Annotated in this window: 20 protein-coding genes and 1 pseudogene; 11 read left to right on the top strand and 10 right to left on the bottom strand. The window is 61.2% G+C overall.

The annotated features are described in order from the left end of the window. Nucleotides 1-108 precede the first annotated feature (108 nt). Both NLM27_RS36230 and NLM27_RS36225 read left to right on the top strand, forming a co-directional pair. The gene (locus tag NLM27_RS36230) at nt 109-975 is read left to right on the top strand and encodes a 3-keto-5-aminohexanoate cleavage protein (RefSeq protein ID WP_254147818.1); all 867 of its coding nucleotides are present in this window, start codon (nt 109-111) and stop codon (nt 973-975) included. 89 nt (nt 976-1,064) lie between these two features. Beyond that, nucleotides 1,065-3,086: a YgiQ family radical SAM protein gene (locus tag NLM27_RS36225; protein WP_254147817.1), complete on the top strand. Its 2,022-nt coding sequence runs from the start codon at nt 1,065-1,067 to the stop codon at nt 3,084-3,086. 18 nt (nt 3,087-3,104) lie between these two features. Here NLM27_RS36225 and NLM27_RS36220 read toward each other — a convergent pair whose 3' ends face one another. Further along, nucleotides 3,105-3,398 (bottom strand): DUF718 domain-containing protein, encoded by a 294-nt coding sequence (locus NLM27_RS36220; protein WP_254147816.1) that lies wholly within the window; start codon nt 3,396-3,398, stop codon nt 3,105-3,107. A 418-nt stretch (nt 3,399-3,816) separates the two neighbouring features. Beyond that, entirely contained in the window at nt 3,817-4,173 is a 357-nt protein-coding gene (locus NLM27_RS36215; protein WP_256570060.1) for a MarR family winged helix-turn-helix transcriptional regulator, read from the bottom strand. Nucleotides 4,174-4,439: 266 nt separating this feature from the next. On the opposite strand from NLM27_RS36215, the gene NLM27_RS36210 reads away from it, so the two are divergent. Together NLM27_RS36210 and NLM27_RS36205 are read left to right on the top strand one after the other, a co-directional pair. Continuing rightward, entirely contained in the window at nt 4,440-5,303 is an 864-nt protein-coding gene (locus tag NLM27_RS36210) for an oxaloacetate decarboxylase (RefSeq protein ID WP_254147815.1), read from the top strand. Further along, entirely contained in the window at nt 5,300-5,857 is a 558-nt protein-coding gene (locus NLM27_RS36205; protein ID WP_254147814.1) for a cytochrome b, read from the top strand. Before NLM27_RS36210 ends, NLM27_RS36205 begins: the two co-directional genes overlap by 4 nt. Before the next feature lie 261 nt (nt 5,858-6,118). Here NLM27_RS36205 and NLM27_RS36200 read toward each other — a convergent pair whose 3' ends face one another. Both NLM27_RS36200 and NLM27_RS36195 read right to left on the bottom strand, forming a co-directional pair. Then, nucleotides 6,119-7,102: an ABC transporter substrate-binding protein gene (locus NLM27_RS36200; protein WP_254147813.1), complete on the bottom strand. Its 984-nt coding sequence runs from the start codon at nt 7,100-7,102 to the stop codon at nt 6,119-6,121. Between the two features lie 243 nt (nt 7,103-7,345). Continuing rightward, a pseudogene (locus tag NLM27_RS36195) lies at nt 7,346-7,558 on the bottom strand (IS5/IS1182 family transposase); the annotation flags it as partial. 200 nt (nt 7,559-7,758) lie between these two features. On the opposite strand from NLM27_RS36195, the gene NLM27_RS36190 reads away from it, so the two are divergent. After that, complete coding sequence (locus tag NLM27_RS36190) at nt 7,759-9,063, top strand: adenylate/guanylate cyclase domain-containing protein (RefSeq protein WP_254147812.1); 1,305 nt, start codon at nt 7,759-7,761, stop codon at nt 9,061-9,063. Nucleotides 9,064-9,987: 924 nt separating this feature from the next. Next, the gene (locus tag NLM27_RS36185; RefSeq protein ID WP_375142299.1) at nt 9,988-12,204 is read left to right on the top strand and encodes a TonB-dependent receptor; all 2,217 of its coding nucleotides are present in this window, start codon (nt 9,988-9,990) and stop codon (nt 12,202-12,204) included. A gap of 279 nt (nt 12,205-12,483) precedes the next feature. Here the strand turns inward: NLM27_RS36185 and NLM27_RS36180 are convergent, their stop codons facing one another. Then, on the bottom strand, nt 12,484-13,587 hold the full coding sequence (locus tag NLM27_RS36180) for an FUSC family protein (RefSeq protein WP_254147811.1): 1,104 nt from the start codon (nt 13,585-13,587) through the stop codon (nt 12,484-12,486). A gap of 17 nt (nt 13,588-13,604) precedes the next feature. After that, nucleotides 13,605-14,708: an HlyD family secretion protein gene (locus NLM27_RS36175; RefSeq protein WP_254147810.1), complete on the bottom strand. Its 1,104-nt coding sequence runs from the start codon at nt 14,706-14,708 to the stop codon at nt 13,605-13,607. 107 nt (nt 14,709-14,815) lie between these two features. Between NLM27_RS36175 and NLM27_RS36170 the strand changes: the two genes are divergently transcribed. Further along, nucleotides 14,816-15,685, top strand: coding sequence for a LysR family transcriptional regulator (locus NLM27_RS36170; protein WP_254147809.1), 870 nt, complete (start codon nt 14,816-14,818; stop codon nt 15,683-15,685). A gap of 130 nt (nt 15,686-15,815) precedes the next feature. Here the strand turns inward: NLM27_RS36170 and NLM27_RS36165 are convergent, their stop codons facing one another. Beyond that, the gene (locus tag NLM27_RS36165; RefSeq protein ID WP_254147808.1) at nt 15,816-16,793 is read right to left on the bottom strand and encodes an ABC transporter substrate-binding protein; all 978 of its coding nucleotides are present in this window, start codon (nt 16,791-16,793) and stop codon (nt 15,816-15,818) included. A gap of 112 nt (nt 16,794-16,905) precedes the next feature. Continuing rightward, nucleotides 16,906-17,778, bottom strand: a complete 873-nt coding sequence (locus NLM27_RS36160; protein WP_254147807.1) for a L,D-transpeptidase — start codon at nt 17,776-17,778, stop codon at nt 16,906-16,908. 272 nt (nt 17,779-18,050) lie between these two features. Between NLM27_RS36160 and NLM27_RS36155 the strand changes: the two genes are divergently transcribed. Next, nucleotides 18,051-18,518, top strand: coding sequence for a hypothetical protein (locus NLM27_RS36155; protein ID WP_254147806.1), 468 nt, complete (start codon nt 18,051-18,053; stop codon nt 18,516-18,518). A gap of 21 nt (nt 18,519-18,539) precedes the next feature. Here NLM27_RS36155 and NLM27_RS36150 read toward each other — a convergent pair whose 3' ends face one another. Next, the gene (locus NLM27_RS36150) at nt 18,540-19,520 is read right to left on the bottom strand and encodes an ABC transporter substrate-binding protein (protein WP_254147805.1); all 981 of its coding nucleotides are present in this window, start codon (nt 19,518-19,520) and stop codon (nt 18,540-18,542) included. 482 nt (nt 19,521-20,002) lie between these two features. Between NLM27_RS36150 and NLM27_RS36145 the strand changes: the two genes are divergently transcribed. Continuing rightward, on the top strand, nt 20,003-20,920 hold the full coding sequence (locus tag NLM27_RS36145; protein WP_254147804.1) for an NADP-dependent oxidoreductase: 918 nt from the start codon (nt 20,003-20,005) through the stop codon (nt 20,918-20,920). A gap of 39 nt (nt 20,921-20,959) precedes the next feature. On the opposite strand, the gene NLM27_RS36140 is transcribed toward NLM27_RS36145, so the two are convergent. Next, entirely contained in the window at nt 20,960-22,144 is a 1,185-nt protein-coding gene (locus NLM27_RS36140; protein WP_254147803.1) for an acyltransferase, read from the bottom strand. 396 nt (nt 22,145-22,540) lie between these two features. On the opposite strand from NLM27_RS36140, the gene NLM27_RS36135 reads away from it, so the two are divergent. Together NLM27_RS36135 and NLM27_RS36130 are read left to right on the top strand one after the other, a co-directional pair. Beyond that, nucleotides 22,541-23,563: an LLM class flavin-dependent oxidoreductase gene (locus tag NLM27_RS36135; protein WP_254147802.1), complete on the top strand. Its 1,023-nt coding sequence runs from the start codon at nt 22,541-22,543 to the stop codon at nt 23,561-23,563. Between the two features lie 356 nt (nt 23,564-23,919). Then, nucleotides 23,920-24,246 carry a hypothetical protein gene (locus tag NLM27_RS36130; protein ID WP_254147801.1) on the top strand — a complete coding sequence of 109 codons (327 nt, stop codon included), beginning with the start codon at nt 23,920-23,922 and terminating at the stop codon, nt 24,244-24,246. The last annotated feature ends 275 nt before the right edge of the window (nt 24,247-24,521 follow it).

The following is a 24,521-nucleotide window of genomic DNA, read 5'->3' as shown; positions in this document are numbered from 1 at the left end:
GGTATGTGGACAGCGTCACACACCTGATGACGCTGTCCTCATGCTGAGTGGGTGATATGGTCATGCGAAACAAGTGCCGCAGGTCGCGGCGGATGAGGAAGGCGCGCCATGCACAAGGTCTGGATCGAGGCAGCGTTGAATGGCCCCTGGAGCCGCGCGCTTCAACCCGGCATCCCTGACACGGTCGACGCGATCATCGCCGAAGGCATTGCCTGCGCCCGTGCCGGTGCTGCGATCGTTCACACCCATGCCTATGACGGCAGCGGACCGCAGACGTTTGACTGGCAGGTCTATGCCCGCATCATCGAGGGTATTCGCGCCAAGGCCGACGTCCCCGTTTATCCCTCGATCCCGGGCCTCGATGCGCGCGGCAATGTCGCCGACCCCAAAGCGCGCTTCGCCCATATCGAGGCGCTGGCCGAACGCGGTCTGCTCGAATTCGCAGTGGTCGATCCCGGCAGTGTCAACTTCACGCTGACCGCCACCGCCGCAGAGGCCAAGCCGGCGGAGACCTATCTCAATCCGGAGACCCATATCCGGCACGGGCTTGGCGTCGCCAAGCGCCACGGCATCCACCCTGCCTTCGCCATCTACGAACCGGGCTTCATCCGCGCCGGCGCAGCACTGGCGCGCGCACGCGGCGTGAAGACGCCGGTCTACCGCTTCATGTTCTCGCAGCAATTCGCGTTCTGCTTTCCGCCGAAGCCGTACGGCCTTGCCGCGCTCGTCACGCTGGCGGAGGAGGAAGCGCGTGGCGCGCCCTGGATGGTCTCCGGCCTCGGCGTCGACGTCACGCCGCTGATCGGCGAGGCGGTCGCCCGCGGCGGCCATATCCGCGTCGGCCTCGAGGACGCACTGCTGGGCTCGGCGGCGACCAATCTGCGCCTGGTCGAGGACGCCGTACGGATGGTGCGCGAGCATGGTGGCGAGCCTGCGACGGCTGTTGAGGTCCGGCAGGCGCTCGCGCGCGGTTAACGCGCGCACGACCTGAGATCAGGCGGAACCGCTATTTTCACGCGTCTGTCGGTTGTATTCGCGGGCCCGGAGTCCTATGGCTGTGCCCCATGGACACCCAGATCATCACCGCCGAAAAACCCCTGATGGCGCAGGCCCGCCCGCGCAAGCCGGCGCCGTTCCTGCCGATGAGCCGCGCCGAGATGGATGCGCTCGGCTGGGACGCCTGCGACATCGTGCTGGTGACCGGGGACGCCTATGTCGATCATCCCAGCTTCGGCATGGCCATCATCGGCCGGCTGCTGGAGGCGCAAGGCTTTCGCGTCGGCATCATCGCCCAGCCGGACTGGCATTCAGCCGAGCCGTTCAAGGCACTCGGCAAACCAAAGGTGTTCTTCGGCGTCACCGGCGGCAACATGGACTCCATGGTGAACCGCTACACCGCGGACCGCCGCCTGCGCCATGACGACGCCTACACGGCCGGCGGCGAAGGTGGCAAGCGGCCGGACCGCTGCACCATCGTTTATGCCCAGCGCTGCCGCGAGGCGTTCAAGGATGTGCCGATCGTGCTCGGCGGCATCGAGGCTTCGCTGCGCCGGATCGCGCATTACGACTACTGGTCCGACAAGGTGCGCCGCTCGGTGCTGGCCGACGCCAAGGCCGACTTGCTGCTCTACGGCAATGCCGAGCGCGCCGTCGTCGAGGTGGCGCAGCGGCTCGCTGCCGGCGAAGCGCCGCGCCAACTCGACGACATCAGGGGCGTCGCGCTGTTCCGCCGCGTGCCGGAGGACTATGCGGAGCTGCACGCCGACGATCTCGATTCCGCCGACGAGGGCGCCACGCGTCAAAAAGGCGCGACCGTGATCCGCCTGCCCGCGCTGGAGCAGGTCGAGCAGGACAAGGAAGCTTATGCCCGCGCGTCACGCGTGCTGCACCGGGAGAGCAATCCCGGCAATGCGCGGCCGCTGGTGCAGCGCCATGGCGACCGCGATCTCTGGCTCAACCCGCCGCCGATCCCGCTCACCAGCGACGAGATGGACGCGGTCTACGACCTCCCCTACGCGCGCGCGCCGCATCCGTCTTATGGCGAAGCAAAAATCCCCGCCTGGGACATGATCAAGTTCTCGGTGACGATCATGCGCGGCTGCTTCGGCGGCTGCACCTTCTGCTCGATCACCGAGCATGAAGGCCGCATCATCCAGAACCGTTCCGAGGGATCTATCCTGCGCGAGATCGAAAAAATCCGCGACAAGACGCCCGGCTTCACCGGCGTGATCTCCGACATCGGCGGCCCCACCGCCAACATGTACCGGATGGCGTGCAAGGACCCGAAGGTCGAGGCCGCGTGCCGACGGCCGTCCTGCGTGTTTCCCGAGATCTGCCCGAACCTCAACACCTCGCATGACGATTTGATCCGGCTCTATCGCAAGGTGCGCGAGACCAAGGGCATCAAGAAGGTGATGGTTGCCTCCGGCGTGCGCTACGACCTCGCGGTGGAGAGCCCCGAATACATCAAGGAGCTCGTTACCCATCACGTCGGCGGTTATCTGAAGATCGCCCCCGAGCATACCGAGCGCGGCCCGCTCGACAAGATGATGAAGCCTGGCATCGGCGCCTATGACCGCTTCAAGCGGATGTTCGATGCCGCCGCCGAGCAGGCCGGCAAGAAATACTATCTGATCCCCTATTTCATCGCGGCGCATCCGGGCACGACCGACGAGGACATGATGAACCTCGCGCTCTGGCTCAAGAAGAACCGCTACCGCGCCGACCAGGTGCAGACCTTCCTGCCCTCGCCGATGGCGACCGCGACCGCAATGTATCACACCGGCGTCAATCCCTTGCGCGGCGTACGCCACGGCGGCAGCGACAAGGTCGAGGCGATCAAGGGCCTGCGCCAGCGCCGCCTGCACAAGGCGTTTTTGCGCTATCACGACCCCGACAACTGGCCGGTGCTGCGCGAGGCCTTGATCGAGATGGGGCGCCGCGACCTGATCGGCTCGCGTCCCGACCAACTCGTCCCCGCGCACCAGCCACCCGGCACCGGCAAGGCCGCCGGCACGAGGCGACCGTTGCGCCCCGGCGGCAAGACGCAGCGGTTCACGACCAAGGGTCTGCGGGTGATGAAGTAGCGCGACGCTACTCGCGCTCTAGAGATCGAGCACGACCGCGCCTGACACGGCATCCGTCACGCCGCGTCCGTTGCCGTGGTCCTCGAGCACGGATCTGAAACTGTCGAGGGTCTTGATCATCGCGGGTCGCGCCGCGACCATCGCGTCCTGGCTGGACCAGGTGCCGATCAGGCAGAAGGTCTGCTCGCCGGTCTTGATGATGACGCCGTGCTCCAGACCCGGCCATTTGGCCTTGCCGTTCCGATGCGCATCGAGGAAGGCGGCATCCTCACCCGGCTTCACCCTGAACTTGACCACATTATAAACCTGCATGATGCGCCTCCAAGAAATGGACTGAAGAAAAAACGAGCGCCGCTCAACGTCTCCCACGACATTTCCCAACGGCCGGCCGATTGTTGCCCTCCCGCGCAGTGCCGTCACCGTGACAAATCATCATGGCAACGAGAACGGCGCACCGGCAAAACGCAGCGCTTCATGGCCGGGGCTTTCGGGTCACGGGGTCTCAGGACCCCACTCGTCCCGAGCTTCCCTGATCGCAATAATAAATATCGAAACAACCCCATGCACAGTAGCCGGCCCTAGCGAGATCAATGACTTAGGCGCATGGCCGAGACCTTGACCCGTCGGGCAGACAGACGTTGCACCGTCGGGCAACACAGGCGCATGATGGCATGCTCGAACGTGCTTGCCGTATTGCTGACATTCAAACTGAAGCAGTCTAACGGACTTCTCACGTTCTTCGGCTGCGCGGCGTTGCCGCCTTGGAATAAGCCGTGATGCGGTCGAGCAAGGTCCCGGCTTTGATCAGGTCCGAGCGCTCGCTCGCTGTGAGGCATGCATCCATGGCTTCTGTGAGCCAGCGCTCGCCACGGGCGCGGCTGTCATCGAGAAAACGCTGCCCTGCTGAACTCAGCCGGAGCCTGACCTTGCGCCGGTCCTTGGTGTCCGGCGAACGCACGATCAGCTTGCGCGCTTCGAGGAAGCGCAGCGCCGCAGCAAGATTTGAAGAGCGCATGCCTTCGTCGGCCGCGAGCACCGAAGGTGTGGCCGATCCGCCGTGGCGGTCGATCGCACCCAGCACCAGCAACCGTGCCCAGGATCGATCGTCCGCGGTGGCTTCATGGCGCAGCCGGCGGGAAGCGTCCATCAACTGCCGTCGCAATTGCGTGATGTCACGTTTCCGGCGTTGAATTCTCATATTGCTATTATCAGATAGCTATTGACGGATAGCAATAGAGGCCATGAGCAATCTGTTGAATGCTTCCGTGCAGAAGGACTGCTGCGCTGGCCACCTCCGGGCAATCGTGACGATCGCAGCCACCTCATCATCCAAAGTCAGTTGAGGAGATCACGATGACATCCAAAACCCTGAGAAAGTTGATCGAGGAAAAGCCGTTTGTAACGTGTCCCGGTGTCTTCGACCTGGTCTCCGCCAAGCTCGCCGATCGCACCAAGGCCGACGCGCTTTACATGACCGGCTATGGCGTCGCGGCGTCCTACCTCGGGCTGCCTGATGCCGGTCTAGCGACCTATTCGCAGATGCTGGATCGCGTGCAGATTATCGCCCAAACCGTGCGCAAGCCGCTGATCGCCGATGGCGATACCGGTTACGGCGGTCTGCTGAATGTCCATCATACGGTCCGCGGCTACGAGAAGGCTGGAGCCGCAGCGATCCAGCTTGAAGATCAGCAGAGCCCCAAGAAATGCGGGCACACGCCGAACCGGCACGTGATCTCTGTCAAGGAGATGGTCAACAAGTTGACCGTCGCGAACGATGCGCGCTCGTCGAAAGATTTCCTGATCATCGCGCGCACGGACGCTCGCACGCAACTCGGTCTCGATGAAGCGATCCGCCGTGGCGAAGCCTATGCCAAAGCCGGGGCCGACATCATCTTCATCGAGAGTCCGGAATCGGAAGCGGAGATGCGAAAGATCGGAACGGCCCTGGACGTGCCGCTGGTCTCGAACCAACTACACGGGGGCCGGACCCCCATTCTCAGCCAGGATAAACTTAGGGAAATCGGCTACCGGATGGCTATTTATCCGACGGCGGGCCTGCTCGCTACCGCTTATGCTCTGAACAACGTCTATAGCGCGCTGGCCGAAGACAAGCCGGTGCGGGAGCCGCTCTATGACTTCAACGAGTTCAGCTCGTTGATTGGGTTTCAGGAGGTGTGGGCTTTCGAGAAGAAGTACGCCTCCCTGGAAGCGGATTGAACCGCGGCGTGATCGACACATCTGGAAGTCAGCCGGAAGTCTATGACCGCACGACGATCACGCTGCACTGGGCCACCGCAATTCTGGTTGCGATCCAGTTTCTGATCGGCAAGACAACCAACCTTCTGCAGCGTGGCCCGCTTCGGGTCGATATCTGGTCCGTGCATGTCCTGCTTGGCTTTGCCTTCACGGGCGTTGTGATCTTGGGACTGTTTTGGCGCGCCGCGCGCGGCCGTAGATTGCCACCGATCAACCGCGGCGTCCTCAACGTGGCGGCAGTGGCAATGCACCGGCTACTCGACCTCCTGCTCGTGATCATGGTCGCACTGGGCATCACCAATGTGTTTGCGCATGGTTTCCCACTGTTCAACGTTCTGCACTTTCCTAAATTCGGCAGTGACGAATTCATGCGCAGCGTCAATGCGTGGCACGGATCGTTCGCAAATATCATCGTCGCTGTGGCACTGGTTCATTCCGTGGCCGCGCTTTTCCATCGCTATGTGATCAAGGACGGGGTTTTGCGCAGGATGTGGCCAAATCTGACCGAGCGGTGAGCGGCGCGGCAATGATGACCAAGCATCGAAGGTGAAAAACGCCGAGGCCCGGGGGCGGGGCTGGACAAAGTGTAACTTCAGGGTGGCAGAGATTGCGAACGTCGGACGGCACGGCTGTGTCTCGCGGCAAGCACACGTTCCGGCCATCAGTCTTCAGCGTGTTTCCATGACGACCGCTTGACCGGAAGGGCAAGGATGAGACGCACACGGTAGAACTTGGTCCGGCGTACAAATTTCAGCGCCGTCTCGCGCAGCGCCGATCTACTCAATGATCTCGTCGGCGACGATTGTCAGGGACGGAGGGATCGTCAAGCCAAGCGCCTTGGCAACCTTTTGATTGATCACCAGCTTGAAACGGGTCGGCTGTTCAACCGGCAGATCGCTCGGCTTGGCACCCTTTAGTATCCTATCGATCAATCCCACTGCCCGACGAAAGAAATCAGGAAAGTCCTGCCCGTAGGACAGCAGAAGACCGTGCGGGACCATTTCACCGATGAGCGACACAGTTGGCAACTTGTGCGCCAGGGCGGCAGCCCCGATCCGTCGCCGTTCATTGAACAACAGCGGTGCGGCCAGAGCGACGCCGTCAAATCCGCTTTGCGAAATCGCGGCGAATGCCGGCTCGATTTCGTCGGGCGTCGTTATTCCGAAGGGTTTGGTCGAAACCGACAGGGCTTGCGCCGCTCTCTCATAGCCGCCTTGAATACGCGGAGCCGCAGGGTCTCGCGGATCCACCATGATGGCCATCCGGGATAAGTTCGGCACCAGTTCCCTGAACAGTGCAACGCGCTTGCCAGATACGTCGTTGGACATCAGCGAAAGACCAGTCACGTTACCACCAGGGCGCGCCAAACTTTCGACGAGACCATGACCCACGGGATCGGCATCCAGAACGAACACAACAGGAATCGTATTCGTGGCTTGCTTCGCTTCCTTGGCGCCGAGCGAAGTCACTGCAAGGATTGCGTCCACTCTGCGTTCGGCCATGTCCCTCGCAAACGCACGAAATCGGTCGGGCTGTTCGGCCGGAAAATGGTGCTCAAGTTGAATAGATTTGCCGTCGACATATCCATGGTCACTGAATGCTTTCGTGACCACACTCAGATAGACATCTTCCTCCTCGGCGTTCGCCGCATGCCAAAGGACTCCGATGCGAGGTACTTTCTTCGCCTGTTGCGCCCAAGCGGCCAGCGGCCAAACGGTCACTGTGCTGCTGAGAAGCGCAATGAACTCGCGCCGTCTCATGTCAGCCTCGATCCAAGAACAGGATTTACTCAGACTAGCACGTTGGCGACTACCGGGATCAGCCGCTTCCGCGACCAAATGTCCGATTTGGGTCTTGGTTGCGTGGAAACGGATAGCTCAGAAGTGGTCGTGGTCGACAATCGTTGCAGGCGGCCGATGTTTTCGCGTCGGATCGTCCAAGTAGCCGGCTAAGGTGGTTATAGCGACGCGCGGTGTGGACGCACTTCCCCGCCTTCAAGTGGCGTACATGTAAAGCTTCAGAACGACTGCCGGATGATAGGAAGGCCGGCCCGTCTCCTTGGCGATCACACGCTCAAACCCCATTCCATGCAGGTCGAGCGCTTCGACGAACACATCGATCACATGGACCGCGTTGTCCTCGCTTACCCAATCCTCCAGGCATTCCGGCAAGAGCGTTAGCTGGGATCTGTCCGCACCTTCAACGAAGCGTCCCATCCGTATCCCCCATCAGGAAACGGAGGAACCGTAGCCGACTCGCGACTTTTCACACGCCAGGATCAAAAGCTGAAGGTCGGCAGGCTGGGCGCCAAGGTCAGCTAAGCGCCCAACAGGGGATATTGAGCCGTTCCCGACAATTCAAGCTGCTGCTATAATTCCCGCCGACCGGAAAGTCCCGGCAAGCGTGGGGGTCGTCAATGCAGCCAGACACCCGTTACGCCAAGAGCGGCGACGTTCACATCGCTTATCAAGTGTTCGGCGAGGGTCCGCTCAATGTTGTCTTCGCTCCGCCGGCATTTACCAATGTCGAGCACTGGTGGGACGAACCGGAGGTGAGTCGTTGGCTCATGCGCCTGGCGCGCTACGCCCGGGTGGTGATGTTCGACAAGCGCGGCACGGGCCTGTCGGATCGCGTCGCTGACTTGCCGGGCCTTGACCAGCGCATGGATGATCTGCGAGCGGTCATGGATGCTGCCGGCATGGAACAGGCAGCGCTTCTCGGCATTTCTGAAGGTGGCACGATGTCGGCGCTGTTCGCGGCGACGTATCCCAGTCGTTGCTGCGCGCTGGTGCTCTGCAACGCCTATCCGGCCTCGAAATTTACTCGGAGGACGCTGGAGCAAACTCTCGATTACATCGAACGTGACTGGGGCAGCGGCGATAGCGTGGCAAAGTTTGCGCCGTCCCGGGTGAACGACTCGGCGTTCAAACGCTGGTGGGGCAAGAACGAGCGAGTGTCCAATAGCCCGGCTGGTGCCGCCGTGTACGCGCGCATGAACCGTTTGAATGATATCAGCGGCATTGTTTCAACGATTCGGGTCCCAACCCTCGTCATCCACCGGACGGGCGACAGGAACGTCAGCATCGAGGGCGGCCGGTTTCTCGCAAAGCATATTCCAAGCTCTCGTTATCTCGAGCTCCCAGGGATCGACCACCTTCCCTTCGTCGGCGACAATGCCGATGATATAGCCGACGCTATCGAGGAATTTCTGACCGGCTCGCGTGCGCCCGTCACGGTCGACCGCGTGCTTGCCACGGTGCTCTTCACCGACATCGTCGGCTCGACCGAGAAGGCCGTCGCGCTCGGCGACCATCGCTGGCACGACCTCCTTGACATTCATCATACGGCGATACGGCGCACCCTCTCACGCTTCCGTGGCCACGAAATCAAGACCACCGGAGACGGCGTTCTTGCCACCTTCGACGGTCCTGCGCGCGGCGTGCGCTGCGCCTGTGCCATTGCAGACGAAATCAGGTCGCTGGGCATTGAAGTCCGCGCCGGGCTTCATACCGGCGAGTGCGAATTGATCGGCGATGATATTGGTGGCATTGCCGTTCACATCGGAGCGCGTGTTGCCGCGCTAGCCGGCGCGAACGAGGTGTTGGTGTCGAGCACGGTCAAGGACCTGGTGGCAGGTTCCGGCTTGCGTTTTGGTGACCGCGGCAATCATGCGCTTAAAGGTGTGCCCGGAGATTGGCGTATCTTTGCAGTCGAACGGTGAATGCGCCGCTTTAACGAGTTCGAGTTGACGCTCCTCGGCTTTCCTCTCTCTCGCCAAATGTCCCTCGCGGATCAAAGGGCTGCATTCGGCCTCTGCATGACGCCATTCTGCTCCCCTCTCGGAAGCGGACAGTGCGAGGCTCGGAGCGGAGGTCGGCTTCGGGTCCCAGAGCAGACATGCTCTGCCGCCCCTTCCGGGCGGCTTCGGGTCAAAAGTGGAATGCCGCTCAAGTTACTTGCGTACGGTTAAGTGCGCTCGCTAAAGTTGATCGCTATTTTTTGCATGGACGGGAGATGGGCTGGGAGTGGATGTCAAGGGTCAAGCTCTTGCCGAGGGCCACGCTAATTTTCGGACTACTTCTCCTTCTGCTCTCCGGAGGGGCGGCTTATTATAAATTCAAACTATTCTTGACGTACGGAAATGTGGGCAACTCCCCCAACTGGGTGCCGACCGTTCAACCAACAGGTCTAGACGCTCTTATTTGGCGAACGCCAATTTATGTATTTGCTCTTGCAGCAATTGTGCTGATCGCCGTTGGCGTAGCAAAGAGCCGTAACAAGACGTCAGACTGCGACGTTGCGTAGTGTATGCTTTCGCTATGTGAGGCGATTTTTCGGTCGGCTTGCCGTGTCGGATAGTCCGCAATGGGGTCAAAAGCGGCGCTCGGGGCCAGCACGCCCACGCGTCCGGTCCACCATCGATAGCCGACATCAAAATGCTTGGTCTTGTTCGGCTAAGGGCCCAGAAGATGACATGAGGGCTACTTGATTGCCCCTGTTGCAATTGGACCTTATCCAGCCGCTACATCCGAAAGCCCCAACCCGTACGAGTATGACATTCTAATTGAAACGTCATACTCTCACTGCTAGGTAGGAAAGCGGGATTGGGTAGCAGTCGCTTGCGGCTGTAGCAGGTGTCGGGGGTATGGCGGTGCGTAGGGTCCTGTTGCGACTTTTTTCCGCCACGGCTTCGTCTGTCGTCCTGATGCTGCCTGCAGAGGCGCAGGAACGCACGGCGCCTTCGACTGACCAGCTTCCTCCGGTCGCCGTCACCGCGCCCGAAGCCAAGCCACCCAAGCGCGCGCTCCGGCCAAAACCGACGCAGAATCGCGGTGAACGGAATAGGACCGTCGTTCGCCCTGATCAACTTCAACCGGCCCTTGCAGGCGACAGCGGCGCTAAGCCCGCGGCTTCATCCGACGTGGCGGGCGCCCTGCAACCAACCGCCGCCAGCGCGATCCGCTTCACAGGCGCCGAGGTCAATGCGGTGCCCTTCACGCGGCCGGGCGAGGCGTTGGAAATCGTGCCCGGTTTGATCGTCACCCAGCACTCAGGAGAGGGCAAAGCTAACCAGTATTTCCTCCGCGGCTTCAATCTCGACCACGGCACGGATCTCTCCATCAAAGTAGACGGCATGCCTGTCAACATGCCCACTCATGGCCACGGCCAAGGTTATGCCGACATCAATTTCCTCATTCCCGAATTGATCCGGTCGGTGGATGTCCGCAAGGGTCCGTACTACGCCGACGTTGGCGACTTCGGCTCGGCCGGTGCCGTCGGGATCGATTACATGACCAAGTTGCCGAAGAACATCGCGGAAACGACTTTCGGTAGTTTCGGATATCGCCGTGGCCTTGCAGCCGGATCGACCGCCGTCGGCGACGGCACGCTGCTCGCAGCGATCGAGGGCACCAAATATGACGGCCCGTGGGACGTGCCTGACGACGTCCGGAAGATAAACGGCGTGATGCGCTATAGCCAGGGTACTGCGACCGATGGCTTCACGCTCACCGGCATGGCTTATTCCAACGCCTGGAATTCGACCGACCAAGTCGCTCAGCGCGCGATCGATCAGGGAATTATCGGCCGCCTTGGTTCGCTTGATCCAACCGACGGTGGTGTCTCCAGCCGCTTCAGCGTGTCCGGCAATTTTGCGCATTCCAGCGAGTATGGCCAGACCAAGGTTAGTGCCTACGTCATTCGCTCCGACCTGCAGCTTTACAACAATTTCACCTACTTTCTGGACAACCCCGTCAATGGCGATCAGTTCAACCAGCTTGATCGCCGTACCATTGGTGGCTTCGACGCGCGACACACCTTCGATTGGCGATTTGCGGGGCTAGAAACGCAAACCCGCGTCGGCGTTCAGAGCCGATATGACGACATTCAGGTTGGACTGTTCAAGACCGAGCAACGCAACTGGCTTTCGACGGTGCGCGAGGACCGTGTGCAGGAAGGTAATGTCGGGATCTGGACCGACACGACCACCCGTTGGACCGACTGGCTGCGAACCACCCTTGGTATCCGCGAAGACTTCTTCAGCGGCCGTGTGCTGAGCGACACGCCGGAGAATTCCGGCAATGCGCAGGCGTCTATGGCGAGTCCGAAGGGCGGTATCGTGCTTGGGCCATGGTTCGAAACAGAATTTTACGGCAACGTTGGCTACGGTCTGCACAGCAACGACATCCGCGGCGCTACCATTAGCGTCGATCCCAATGACAAGGTGACCCCGCTCGATCGCGTGCCGCTGCTGGTGCGCTCGCGTGGTGCGGAAGTCGGTGTCCGCACCAGAGCGATCAGGGGGCTCACTAGCTCGGTTGCCGTTTTTGTCCTCGATTTCGATTCTGAGCTCTTGTTTGTCGGCGATGCCGGCACAACCGAGCCGAGCCGACCGAGCCGGCGTGTCGGCGTCGAATGGGTCAACCAGTACAAACCGGTGCCCTGGTTGTCGTTTGATCTCGACGTCGCCTACACGAAGGCGCGTTTTACCGATTTCGATCTCGTGGGCAACCGCATACCTGGCGCACCGGCTTGGGTGGGAAGCGCCTCCATTGTCGTCGGCAACGAAACCGGGTGGTTCGGCGCTCTGAAGGCGCGCTATTTCGGCCCGCGGCCTCTCATCGAGGACGACAGCGTTCGCTCGCTTTCCTCGCTTATTTTCAACGCACGCGCTGGCTATCGCTTCGACAACGGGTTGAGACTTCAGCTTGATGTGCTCAACCTCTTCAACGCTCAGACCAACCAGATCGAATACTACTATGTTTCGCGGTTGCCGGGGGAACCGATCGACGGGGTCGCCGACCGCCACGTGCACCCTGCCGAACCGCTCGCAGTGCGGTTGACGATCGCGGGGCGGTTCTGACTCGAGACCAGTAGATGTAGCAATCGTGCTTTCACCGAGAGCGTGCATGTCCGATATGGGTCCAGACTCGGACGTGTCTGGCCGCCCGAACTCTCGTCTGCTTCTCCTCAAGGAGCTGACCTAGCCGCCGCTTCGCAGATGGGCGGCTTCGGGCCAATTGCGGCTGTGAGCAGTCGCAGCAGACCCAGCCCTATTCGATCACCTCGTCGGCGCGCATCAGTACGAAGAATGTTCGGTCGACATTCGCAAGACACCGGTTAGCCTCCGTCGGAGATGCTACTAGTCTTGATCCAAAGGCCAAGCGAAGGTCGTCAGACACAGCATGGCGGAGCCGATCGCGATGCCAACCAAACGCTCTAGCCCAGGAGTAATATCTGTGATCGGAGCTGGTCCCTGAACAAGAGTGATGAGAAGCCCGAGCGTGAACTGCGTTCCGAGATAGTTGATCTCCCGTCCTGTCTGGATTTGGTAGCCGATCCAGACGCCGGCAGCGAGGGTGAGCACGGTTACCGGCAATCCCGTGCCGAACAGGCCAATAGAGACAAGAGCGGCCGCGCTACCAAGCAGGCATCCGACCGCCCTGTGGGCTATCCTCTCGTAGATCGTAGCATATCGGCGGTTCCCCATCGCGGCCGATGGGACGATCATGATGACGTACGATGTGACCGCAGTTTGTGAGAACTCCTCAATGCCGAACCACCGCCAGATGAGGGGAAGCAAGGCGACGGCCAGCGCAGCGCGCGTACAGTGCTCGAGCAGCGGCCAATTCTCCCGCAGCCAGCTCTCATTCAACACATCACGCAGGCGTCCACACCAGAGCATGTCGTAAGCATGTTGTTCCCTGCGGCTCGGCGTATCCGGGAACAGGCTTGCAACAACAAGGCATGCGCACGTTCCGACCGTAATCTCCGCCACACGCGTGGCGGCGAAATGCACGACAGAGTCCGGCGAGGCGAGCGCCTCGGTAGTTACCATCCCGGCCGTAAGGCCAAAGAATAGCCATGCGTAGCTGTAGTTGGTCGCCAGCGACTGAAAGGTGCCGATCCATGACACAAGGAAGAGGAAAACGATCAACAGCAAAGGGTCGTCCGCTGCGCCGGGCGCAAGCAGAAGTCCCAGCAGTGCCCCACCGGCAGTGCCCACGATTCGCATGAGTCCCCGCTGGAATGTCTCGGCGAGGCTGCCACGTATCACCATGTAGCCGCTGAACGCTGCCCAGGAGAGATCATCAAGGTTGAGAATGGTTGCCGCCGCGACGGCGACCAGCACCGAGATCACGAGTTTTGCTGCGTCTCTGGCGCGCGGGCCGCGAAGCTCGAGCGATTTGAGCTCACGCACCAGGGCTGCCGGTATGGGTCGCAGGGCCGATATCAGAAGCGGCATCGTCAAGATTCTCCCAATCAGTAGATGACCAGGACGCGGGCGTCGACGCCCATGAAGAGTTGGTCGCTCCCAGGAGATTCGAGCAGCGTGAACCGAACTGGAATCCGTCGTTGCAGGCGAATCCAGTTCACCGTTGGAGATACGTAAGGGACCAGTGTCTCGCTTCCTTGCTGGCGACTGATGCCGTGCGCCAGACCTTGGATGCGCGCGCGATAAAGATGCCAGGGATGGCTATCGAGCCAGATCCAGGCGAGGCCGCCGGGATGGAGGTGTCGTAGATAATATTCCTTGTAGTTGGCAACGACGCGCCAGGCGTTTCCATCGACGATCGCAACCGCTGCCTGGCTCGTGGAAACCATGTCGCCGGTTTGAATGGCAAGATGCGTCACGAAACCATCAACGGGCGCCACGACCTTGGTGCGGCCCAAGCGCCATTCGGCGAGAAGACGGGCAGCGTGAGCCGATGAGACGGCGGCCTTGTCCAGGCTGAGAGTCTCGTTCTCCTTCTGCAAGGCAGCTTCGGCAGCATGTTGCTGGGCCGCGCTTTGCTCCTCGGTGGTACGAGTCGTGTCGAGGGCCTGCGCGGAGATCGTACCGGACTGGGCGAGCGGCGTATCACGGCGCAGGTTTGCCGCGGCGAGCCTCTCGGCAGCACCCGCCGCTTCCTTCTGCGCCTGCAGAACCTGCATCTGCGCCCGGTCGACCGGCAGCTGAGCCTCGGTTCGCGCCTCCTCCGCGCGCGCTTGCTCTACGGCCAATCTGAACGGAACCGGATCGATGGTAAAGAGCAGCGTTCCCCGCTTCACCCATTCGTTGTCTTTCACGTGAACCGCTTCGATCGGACCCGTTACCTCCGGCGTGATCGACAGCACATCGGACGTGACGTATGCGTCGTCGGTGTAGGCGAACAGATAGCCCGATAGCCACCAAGCGAGAAAAGCTGCCGCAACGGCGAGGAGGAACAGCAAGGCGCGCCGGCGGTGCGAAAAGCCCCGTGATCGATCGAGTTCAGGTGTCGCGGACAGCGAAGGTGCAGCAACCGGCAGACGGAGTTCCTTGTTCCCAATCGCCGGCTCGGGGATGGACTTGCCTTTCAGCCTGACATTCAGATTCTGGTCCAATTTCGATCGTCCAAGTCAATCGTCGCCCCCGATAGGAGATATTTGATTTCGAGTATCGCGCAGTCAAATATATAGGAAGCACGATCTCGATAGCTTTTGGCACTGACATGGAACTGCGCCACATCCGCTATTTCCTCGCGGTTGCCGAGGAGAAAAACTTCACACGCGCCGCTGCGCGCGTTGGAATCGGGCAGCCGCCGCTGAGCCAACAGATCAAGGATCTTGAGGCCGAAGTCGGGGCTGCGCTCTTCCATCGCATTCCCCAGGGTGCCGAACTGACCGAGGCAGGGCGCGCGTTTCTAGAGAACGTGCGGGTCATTCCTGTGCAGGCGGAGCGCTCCATCCGCGCCGCGCAAAGGGCTGCGCGGGGTCAAATCGGTTCGCTGCGCGTGGGCTTTACCAACTCGGCACCATTTAATCCGGTTGTTACCTCGACAATCCGATCGTTTCGCCGAGCTTATCCCGATGTGGATCTGACGCTGGAGGAAGCAAGCACATCCCGCCTGCTTGCGGGCCTTCGGGAAGGAGAGCTGGACGCGGTGTTCCTGCGCCCCGATGAGGGCGAGGACGATCTGCAGTTTCGGCGTCTCTCCAACGAGCCGATGCTCGTCGTATTGCCCGCAAGCCATCCGGTGGCGAAGTCGACTGAAATCGATCTCATCAGGCTGAAGGGGGACCCGCTCATTCTGACGCCGCGCGGATCGGCCTGGGTTGACACCGTCATCGCGGCCTGTCGGCGGGCGGGCTTCGAGCCGACCCTCGGGCAGTCCGCGCCGCAGATCAGCTCTGTCGTCAGCCTGGTGGCAGCCGAGCTTGGCTTTTCGCTCGTGCCGGCGTCAATGCGCCAGCTTCATGTAACCGGCGTCACCTATCGTGAGGTCAAAGGGGACGCTCCAATCGTGCGCTTGGCTCTGGCGTTCCGGCGTGGCGAGACCTCGAAGATCGTCCGCAACTTCATTGCCCAGGCGGTGGCGTGACAAGAGGAGCTGAAAAGCCTGCTTCGGGTCAAAGGCTCCCTCGGCAGCCGGCGTGACCTTGTCGCCTCATCCTCTGGAAACAGACGTCACTGCCCTGTGCTCAGGTCAGCCCGGGGCCAGGAAGCAGTCATTATTCAATTACCTTGTCGGCTCGGCCGATGACCTCGGCCGGAATTCTCAATCCAAGTGCCGCGGCCGTCTTGAGGTTCAGGGCAAGTTCGAAGGCGACCGGTTGCTCGACCGGAAGCTCCGCTGGTTTGGCTCCCTGAAATATCCTGGCTGTATACTTTGCCGTCTGCTTGCCCATCACTGCGAGGCTTGCCCCATAGCTTGCGAGGCCACCCAAATCCACGAAGGCGCTGATTTGGTAAACCGCTGGAATCTTCTTGCGGGCAGCCAGTAAAACAATTTCCGGCTCTATCGGAGCAGCAAGTACGAAAAGTGCATCGCACTTTTCCTGCACCATTCTTTCGAAAGCCTGGCCGAGATCATCCCGGGAGGAAGCAAAGATGGGGATCGTCACCAGACCCAATATCTTTGCAGCGGCCTCCGTCTCCTCGAATTGTCGCTTGCGGGTCGGAATGGGCGAACCCAGCACGGCCACTCGCGTTGCTGCGGGCAGGATACTGTGCAGTAGTTCGAGAGACTTACCGGTTGTGTCGGAGAACATCGTGGCTACACCGGTAAGATTTCCCCCCGGATGCGCCAAGCTCTTGATAAGGCCCAAAGCCACCGCATCGCCGGCTCCCCACATCACAATAGGAATGGTTGTGGTTGCCCGTTGCGCGGCGGCTATGGCAGGTGTCGCAACTGCGACCATTACGTCTGGCTTTACGGCGATCAACTCGTTCGCAAGCTGATCGAGGCGCTCGATATTCCCCTCCGCCGCTCTACGCTCGATGACAAGGTTTTTGCCATCCGCATAGCCGAGCTTCTGCAGTTCGTTCCTGAAAACATCGAACAAGGCACGCTGGACTTCACTTTCCCATGAGTCGGTGTTCAGGAAAGCCAGACGCCAGATTTTACGAGAGGACTGCTGCGCACGTGCATTTGGCAGTCCCGCCAAAATCGCGCCGATCGCCAGCGTGATCACGTCCCGCCGTCTCATTGCCCGACCTCTCCTGACGCGCATAAGAGGACAAAGGATACCACATTGGGCAATGTCCGTCGGGGGTCCAAAAGCAGCGATCAAGGATGAGCGCTCAGGACGGAGGACTGAGTTACTGGGCCTCGGCGATCTTCGGTCCAGATGAAAGCATCTGCGCGTTGGCTGCCGAGGGCCGGTTCGACGGCGATGCCGGGTCCTGCGATCGGAAAGCGGCGTCGGGCGGCGTTCCCTGGGATGGTCGACGGGCAGCACTTGCCGGAAGCACGATCACCTTCGCTCCGACTTTCACCCGCTCATAGAGGTCCACGACGTCCTCATTGGTCAGCCGGATACAGCCGGACGAAACCCGCTTCCCGATCGTATCTGGCTTGTTGGTGCCGTGAATTCGATATTCGGTCTCGCCGAGATACATCGCCCGAGCGCCGAGAGGATTGCCGGGGCCGCCTGCCATAAACCGCGGCAGATAGGGCTGACGCGAAACCATCTCCGCAGGCGGATGCCAATCCGGCCATTCTGCTTTACGGGCCACAGTCTGCTCACCGGACCATGTGAAACCTTCGCGGCCGACACCGATGCCGTAGCGCATCGCTTGCCTGTCGTTCAGAACGTAATAAAGGAACGTGTTTCCGGTATCGATGATCACGGTGCCCGGCGTCTGGCGGCTGGCGTAGTCGACCACCTGCCGGACAAATGCTCCGGGACCGTCAGCGGCTTTTGGTGGTTCGACCAGAGGCGCCGGGGCCGGAATCGGAGCTGCAGCCGGGGCCGGAGCTGGCGCTGATGCATGAACCGGAGTTGCCACGTAAACCGGAGTTGACGATGCCATGGCTTGGTGCGCGGACGGCTTCCCTGTCGGCTGAACGCTCGCCGGACGGGACAGCAAGCCGTACCCCACGACGGCGACGGCCACGGCACCAATTGCAACTCTCGCGACCATGGGTAGCGCGAGCGTCTCTGCCTTTCTACGTTTGGCCCGCTTACTCATGTCTTCTCCCAGGTCACCATGCCCGGAAGAGGTACCCAGCAAAATTTAAGAAACTTCGAAGCGATGTCGCCCAGACTGGAACCGTTGGCGGTGGTTAACGCCGGCTCTTGAGTGAGCACCTTCCCGAGCGGCGGCATCTCGGTACGTGTGGGAACATCACCGGCGTTAACCCTGTGGGCAAATGATTCCTCGTCGGTCGGCCGCCCGCCGACAAGTTGCCTTATTGAAACGGAGAATTCTCAGCGGCACTAACTTCAAGGTTAGAGGCGCATATGCTGAGGATGGCGTTGTTGGGCCTCCTTATCCTGTTGAGCGTAGGAATGCTGTCAGCAATGGAGCTGAGAGCTCCACCGCGTCGCGCAGTCGCGACCGTCCAGCCGCCTGCCGAGGCAAACGAAGGCAATTCTGCTTCACAGGGCGCGCTGGCGAAGGCCGATCGCCTCGAAGTTGTCGCTGTGCGCAGCGAGATGCCGACACAGGCTGCTTTGGTCGAAGACCGCGTTGCTCCGCCGGAAGACATTCAGACTGGTTCGTCCGAGCCGAAGCCGATCGCCCGTCATCGGCACAGTTCGAAGAAGATCGCGACCGCTGAACGTCCCAAGCCGAAGCCAAGGGCAACCGTTGTCAAGCGGACTGCCAAAGTCCAGCGTTCAAAGGCCGCCAGCACTACCGAGCCCTGTCGGCTCGACGCGTTTGGTGGCTTGCGCAAGGCATTGAATTTGACCGGTTGCGACATCTGAGGACGGCTGCAGTTGTCGTTGCTATTCGATCACCTCGTCGGCGCGGACCAGTAACGAGGACGGCACGGTGAGGCCGAGCGCCTTGGCTGTCTTCATGTTGATGAGCAGCTCGAATTTGGTTGGCCTCTCTACCGGCAACTCGGAAGGCTTGGTGCCTTTGAGTATCTTGTCCACGTAGCCGCCCGCGCGGCGCATCAGATCGCCCGCGTCGGCCCCGTAGACCGACAATCCGCCATTGGCGTAATGTCGGAACAAGTAGATTGCCGGCAGATGATATTTCGCCGCCAGCGCGATGATTCGAGGAGCTTCGACATAGGTGAGAGGATCACCAAAATCGATTATCGCATCGGCGTGCTGATCGGCGGCCGAGGCAAAGGCGGCGTCGAGTTCTTCGGCCCTGGTCGCCTCAACTATCAGCAGAACTATACCAAGCCTACGAGCCATGCTGGGTACCTCTCCCGCCAAGTAATGCCTTTGCATTGGGTTGTTGGGATTGACCAAAAGCGCGATCTTCGAGGCGCCGGGTACGAGTTCCCGAAGGATTTCGAGACGTTTAGCGAGGAAGTCATCTGGTACCATGGTCGAAAGACCCGTTATGTTGCCACCGGGGCGTGATAGGCCTTGGACGAGGCCGAGCTGCACGGGATCGGCTACCCCCACGAATACAATCGGAATGGTGGCAGTCGCCGATTTCAGGGCCATGGCTGCTTGTGGTCCCGGAGCAACGAGGACATCCGGATTGAGTGCAACTAGGTCGGCGACGGAGGCTGGCAGTCGATCCGGGGGTTGGGAAAAGCGATACTCGATCACCAGATTTTTCCCCTCCACCCAGCCGAGACTTCGCAGCGTATCAACGAACACACGCTCGACTTGGTTTAAGGCCTGTCCGCTCCCGTCACCAATCGCAAGAAAGCCAAGTCGACGGCGAACGCCCTGAGCCCCCGCATGCCTCGGCTGAACGAGCAGCGCCGCAGTAGCCGCTATGAACTCCCGCCGCTTCATTCGATCCTCATCGCATTTTGAGGACGAGGAGCGCAGAGTATCACGTCTCGATAGTTGTTGCACCCGCAGCGGGTATATAGGGCGTATGGGACCGCTATGGGTCCAACAGCGGATGCCGCGTGGCGGCGCGCAATCTCAATTTCCGTTCGCCGTCTCAATGCGTTCCCGGATCGCCGAGAAAATCTGCACAGCCAACGGAGCCCTTTTGGCAAAATCGAGTTGGACGCTAAGGACAGCCTTCGCGCTTGGTACAGCCAAAATTTGCAATCTTGGTCCTGTTTTCATGACCACGCGCAACGCATCTAGTCGCTAGTACCACGACCGGAGCGATCCCGATGGTCAGTCTCGGTGGGATCCCCGGTCAATGCAGACAACGCAGATAGCAGACACTTCCACACCGTCTGGCAGTTGGTGGACAGCCGGCGCGTTCACGCTCCCTGCGACGGTTGCACCAAAGAGACAAAGACCGAGGAGATAATCCCATGAAGGCGATCATTGTAACGGAACAGACCGCGGGAACGGCCGGGATGAAGCTGGTGGATCGGCCCGAGCCGCAGGCATCGATCAACGACGTCGTTGTTCAGGTTCATGCTTCGGGATTTGTCCCGACCGAGCTGGCGTGGCCCTCGACATGGACCGATCGCCTCGAGCGTGACCGAACACCGTCGATCCCTGGGCACGAGCTGGCTGGAGTGGTCACCTCTCTCGGATATGGCACTACGGGGGTGTCGGTGGGACAGCGGGTGTTCGGCCTCGCGGACTGGTATCGCGACGGCACGCTGGCCGAGTATGTGGCAATCGAGGCACGCAACCTCGCGCCGCTGCCGGGTGACGTCGACTTCACGGTGGGTGCGAGCCTGCCGGTCTCGGGCCTGACCGCATGGCAAGGGCTGTTCCTGCACGGCCGTCTTCAGGCGGGGCAGAGCGTCCTCGCGCACGGCGCGGCCGGCGCAGTCGGTTCGATGGTGACGCAACTCGCACGAGAAGCCGGCGCCCACGTGATCGGCTCCGGACGCGCTGCCGACCGTCAGCGGGTGCTCGACTTCGGCGCGAAGGAGTTCGTCGACCTCGACAACGACGCCCTGGAAGACGTCGGCAAAGTCGACCTGGTGTTCGATGTCATCGGCGGTGACATCCAGAAGCGGTCCGCGGGACTGATTCGAGCCGGAGGAACACTGGTCACCATCGTCGGGCCGCCCGAGGCGCGACCCTCAGACGGCTTGGCGCTCGACTTTGTCGTCGAGGCCGATCGTGCCCAACTGAATGAGATCGTCCAGCGGGTGCGGGACGGACGACTGCGGACGAACATCGGCAATGTCTCGACCTTCGACAAGGCGGTCGCCGCCTTGAATCCGACCGGGCGACGCAAGGGGAATACGATCATCCGCGTTCGTCCCTGAGCATTGCATGCCCATTGATGCACGCGGCCGCACGGTTTCTCACAGCACCTTCGTCGCGCCCGGGATCTGCCGCAACGCTCGCGTCAGCGCCCAGCTCGCCGCGACTGTCAGTACAAACCCGATCGTGGCCTTGACGATCGCCGGCAGGTCATAGTCGAACAGCCAGTATTGCAGCCACAATGCGAACAGATAGTGCACCAGGAACATGCCGTATGCGTCGCTTTGCATTGGATCGAGCAGCCTGGCTGAGCCTGATTGCCTGAACCTCTGGAAAAAGGCCAGGATCAGAAACATGATGGCCACGCTGAAGACAGTGAAGCAGATGGCATAGAGCGCTTCATACCAGTCCGGCAACGGCGACGGGTTACCCAGTATTTCGCGCTTGATGTAAATCAGCACCCACAAGAGGCAATACGGAACGATCGCCAGCACCATCCAGTCCCAGCTGACCTTTGCCATGCGGCCGTCTGCGGCGAGCAGCCCGCGATCCATTTGCGCAACGCCGATGCCGGCACCGAAAAAGAAGTAGGTCGCGTAGAGCATCACGCGCCCCTTCTGGACACAGAACGGCCCGAACTCGAACCAGCTGGTATGCCCGTAGTGAACCAGCCCGGGAACGTAGAACGCAGCGGTGACGGCAAGCATGACCGCGAAGAACACCGCGGGCCGGCGGCGGCCGTGAAGCGAGAGGCGATTGATCGGATCGAGCAGATTGGGCGACAGCCGGTACAGCAGGCAGGCAATCAGGTCGAAGCCAAGCAAGACCCAGAGAAACCAGATCGGCCCGCTCGGCCACGGGCCCTTCGTGATCATATTCCAATAGTATTCCGAAAAGCCGACCTCGGGGTGGTGCCGCAGTGAGATGGCGTAATAAGCGAGCGGAATGACCGTGAAGGCGCAGATCACAAATGGCAGCCCGAGCCGAATTAGGCGATCCTGCAAATAGTTCAGTGGTCCCTTCCGGGCGATACCAGACCAGGCGAACAATCCCGACAGGAAGAAGAACATCGCCATGAAGAAACTGTCGGTGGCGAGCACGATCATGTCGAAGCCGAAGAAGGACGTCGGATCGGTATGACCGAAGTAAGTATAGGGGATCACCGCATGATGCAGCAGCACCACAAGCGTCAGGAAGGTGCGGGCGCGATCAAGTGAAAGGTTTCGCGTTTTGACCTTGGGCACCGCCCGCGTGTCCACGATTCCTGAATGAGAAATGGATGTCATCTATGCCCGCCCCGGGTTGCAAGCAGTCGGAGCAAACGTTCTGCGTACTTCTCGATAATTTGCGTCGAGTCTCCGTTGAGCGCGGCGGTCTTGTGCCAGCGGCGTCTTTGCCCGAGTTCGGCTTCTCATCGGAGATCTCATGGTCTGACGGTGGGGGTGAATTAAAAGGGACCCTTGATCCAAATCAACAGACGCCCCCTCATCACGTGGGGTGGAAAGCGCCCCCGGCCGGACATTTTGGGAAAACCTCGTGACTTATTAGGGGCGGACGGAGGTCCGTTCTGGTCAAGTCCTGCTTCCCCAGGGAGCGCACTTACGGGTGCACGCCTTCCATGTTGCCATCTTTCCCCCCGCCGACGTATCGCAAACTCTTCCGATCATCCCTATGTTGCCCTCATGAAAAAAATCGGATTCCTCTCCTTCGGACACTGGACTCCCTCGCCGCAATCGCAGACGCGCTCGGCGGCGGACACGCTGCTGCAATCGATCGAGCTTGCCGTCGCGGCGGAACAGCTCGGCGCCGACGGCGCCTATTTCCGCGTGCATCATTTCGCGCGGCAGCTCGCCTCGCCCTTTCCGCTGCTCGCGACCGTCGGCGCCAAGACCAGCGCGATCGAGATCGGCACGGCCGTGATCGACATGCGCTATGAGAACCCGCTCTACATGGTGGAGGACGCCGGCGCCGCCGATCTCATCGCCGGCGGGCGGCTGCAGCTCGGCATCAGCCGCGGCTCGCCCGAGCAGGTGATCGACGGCTGGCGCTATTTTGGTTATCGCCCGGCCGACGGCCAGAGCGACGCCGACATGGGCCGGCGCCATGCGGAAGTTTTCCTGGACCTGCTGCGCGGCGAAGGCTTTGCCGAACCCAATCCGCAGCCGATGTTTCCGAATCCGCCCGGGCTGCTGCGCCTCGAGCCCCATTCCGCAGGCCTGCGCGAACGGATCTGGTGGGGCGCCGGCTCGAACGCCACCGCGGTGTGGGCGGCCAAGCTCGGCATGAACCTGCAGAGCTCGACGCTCAAGAACGACGAGACCGGTGAGGCCTTTCACGTGCAACAGGCCGCGCAAATCCGTAGCTATCGCGCGGCATGGAAGGACGCCGGCCACACCCGTGCACCCCGTGTCTCCGTCAGCCGCAGCATTTTCGCGCTGATGAACGATCGCGACCGCGCCTATTTCGGCGGGGAGCGCGGCGGCGAGGACCAGATCGGCTTCATCGACCCGCGCACCCGCGCGATCTTCGGTCGGAGCTATGCGGCTGAGCCGGATGTGCTCGTCGAGCAGCTTCGGCAGGACGAGGCGATTGCCGAGGCCGATACCTTGCTGCTGACCATCCCGAACCAGCTGGGTGTCGACTATTGTGCGCATGCGATCGAGGCGATCCTGACGCATGTTGCGCCGGCGCTGGGGTGGCGGTGAGGCAAACGCGGGGCCGCTTCCGTTCGTACGATTCTCAATCGCGGCCAGGGTCTCGTCGCCCTGCTCGCCGACGAGCCGCGAGGAATGCACCGGCTCCGGCAGTGTGGCGACCGCAGCTTCCAGCGCGGCGGTCATCAGTTCGATCACCTCGGGAGAAAATTCGGCGTTGGAAAAGTTCTTCATCATGCGGACCCGCTCCTTGTGCGAGCCACCTGCTCAACGTCGGGAAAAATGGCAGTTCCTGACAGGCGCGCCTCCTGCAGCTTCGAGGCTGCGGCGAAACACGGCATGCGCGGAACTGATCCTGGCTGGGTCAATTCCCTTGTTGAGGACGTGCGTGCGCAAGGAACCATGTCATGCCGACCAAACCGACCATCGCCCGCATCTGGCGCGGCCGTACCCGCCGCGATGTCGCCGATATCTACCAGGCCTATCTGCAAGCCGAGGGCATTCCGCCGCTATTGAAGACCGCGCTCGGTGTGCAGCAATTGCGCGAGGACCGTGATGAGGAGACGTGGTTCACGACCATTTCCTACTGGGCGGACATCGAGGCCATGACGGCTTTCACTAAGGGCGAGCCGACCAAGGTCCATCATCTCACGCGCGACGCGGAATTCCTGATCGAGTTGCCGGAGCGCATCGAGATCCACCGCATTCTGGTCGACGAACAGGGCCTGCGGTGAAGGCCTGAGCCACAGAATTGAAGCTCACATCGCCGTCGGGCGACCACGGGCAGCAACCTCGCGCAAAGCAGAAGAGCGTGCCGCAGCGGTCACGATGATGTCGCCGTCCTTCCGCCGGCGGGACGGCGAGGACGCATAGCCGCGGGCGCCTCTTGGTATGGAAATCCCGCGTGCTACCGCGACGTTCAGCGTGCGGTGGTTCGGCTACTATCCTTACGAATAGTTCATTTTCTGCGACCCTCTGACGCTCGCCCGACGTTGACGGAACCCAGCGG

Source organism: Bradyrhizobium sp. CCGB12 (genome assembly GCF_024199845.1).
Lineage (GTDB): Bacteria > Pseudomonadota > Alphaproteobacteria > Rhizobiales > Xanthobacteraceae > Bradyrhizobium.
Note: the sequence above shows the minus strand (reverse complement) of the source record. Positions and strands in the feature narration are given on the sequence as shown.

What these genes read in the sequence shown, in the direction of transcription:
- NLM27_RS36185 (WP_375142299.1), top strand. Translation starts at nt 9,988, where the DNA reads ATGGCGGTGCGTAGGGTCCTGTTGCGACTTTTTTCCGCCACGGCTTCG.
- NLM27_RS36170 (WP_254147809.1), top strand. Translation starts at nt 14,816, where the DNA reads ATGGAACTGCGCCACATCCGCTATTTCCTCGCGGTTGCCGAGGAGAAA.
- NLM27_RS36130 (WP_254147801.1), top strand. Translation starts at nt 23,920, where the DNA reads ATGCCGACCAAACCGACCATCGCCCGCATCTGGCGCGGCCGTACCCGC.
- NLM27_RS36165 (WP_254147808.1), bottom strand. Translation starts at nt 16,793, where the DNA reads ATGAGACGGCGGGACGTGATCACGCTGGCGATCGGCGCGATTTTGGCG.
- NLM27_RS36160 (WP_254147807.1), bottom strand. Translation starts at nt 17,778, where the DNA reads ATGAGTAAGCGGGCCAAACGTAGAAAGGCAGAGACGCTCGCGCTACCC.
- NLM27_RS36180 (WP_254147811.1), bottom strand. Translation starts at nt 13,587, where the DNA reads ATGCCGCTTCTGATATCGGCCCTGCGACCCATACCGGCAGCCCTGGTG.
- NLM27_RS36150 (WP_254147805.1), bottom strand. Translation starts at nt 19,520, where the DNA reads ATGAAGCGGCGGGAGTTCATAGCGGCTACTGCGGCGCTGCTCGTTCAG.
- NLM27_RS36140 (WP_254147803.1), bottom strand. Translation starts at nt 22,144, where the DNA reads ATGACATCCATTTCTCATTCAGGAATCGTGGACACGCGGGCGGTGCCC.
- NLM27_RS36135 (WP_254147802.1), top strand. Translation starts at nt 22,541, where the DNA reads ATGAAAAAAATCGGATTCCTCTCCTTCGGACACTGGACTCCCTCGCCG.
- NLM27_RS36225 (WP_254147817.1), top strand. Translation starts at nt 1,065, where the DNA reads ATGGACACCCAGATCATCACCGCCGAAAAACCCCTGATGGCGCAGGCC.
- NLM27_RS36220 (WP_254147816.1), bottom strand. Translation starts at nt 3,398, where the DNA reads ATGCAGGTTTATAATGTGGTCAAGTTCAGGGTGAAGCCGGGTGAGGAT.
- NLM27_RS36145 (WP_254147804.1), top strand. Translation starts at nt 20,003, where the DNA reads ATGAAGGCGATCATTGTAACGGAACAGACCGCGGGAACGGCCGGGATG.
- NLM27_RS36230 (WP_254147818.1), top strand. Translation starts at nt 109, where the DNA reads ATGCACAAGGTCTGGATCGAGGCAGCGTTGAATGGCCCCTGGAGCCGC.
- NLM27_RS36210 (WP_254147815.1), top strand. Translation starts at nt 4,440, where the DNA reads ATGACATCCAAAACCCTGAGAAAGTTGATCGAGGAAAAGCCGTTTGTA.
- NLM27_RS36200 (WP_254147813.1), bottom strand. Translation starts at nt 7,102, where the DNA reads ATGAGACGGCGCGAGTTCATTGCGCTTCTCAGCAGCACAGTGACCGTT.
- NLM27_RS36155 (WP_254147806.1), top strand. Translation starts at nt 18,051, where the DNA reads ATGCTGAGGATGGCGTTGTTGGGCCTCCTTATCCTGTTGAGCGTAGGA.
- NLM27_RS36190 (WP_254147812.1), top strand. Translation starts at nt 7,759, where the DNA reads ATGCAGCCAGACACCCGTTACGCCAAGAGCGGCGACGTTCACATCGCT.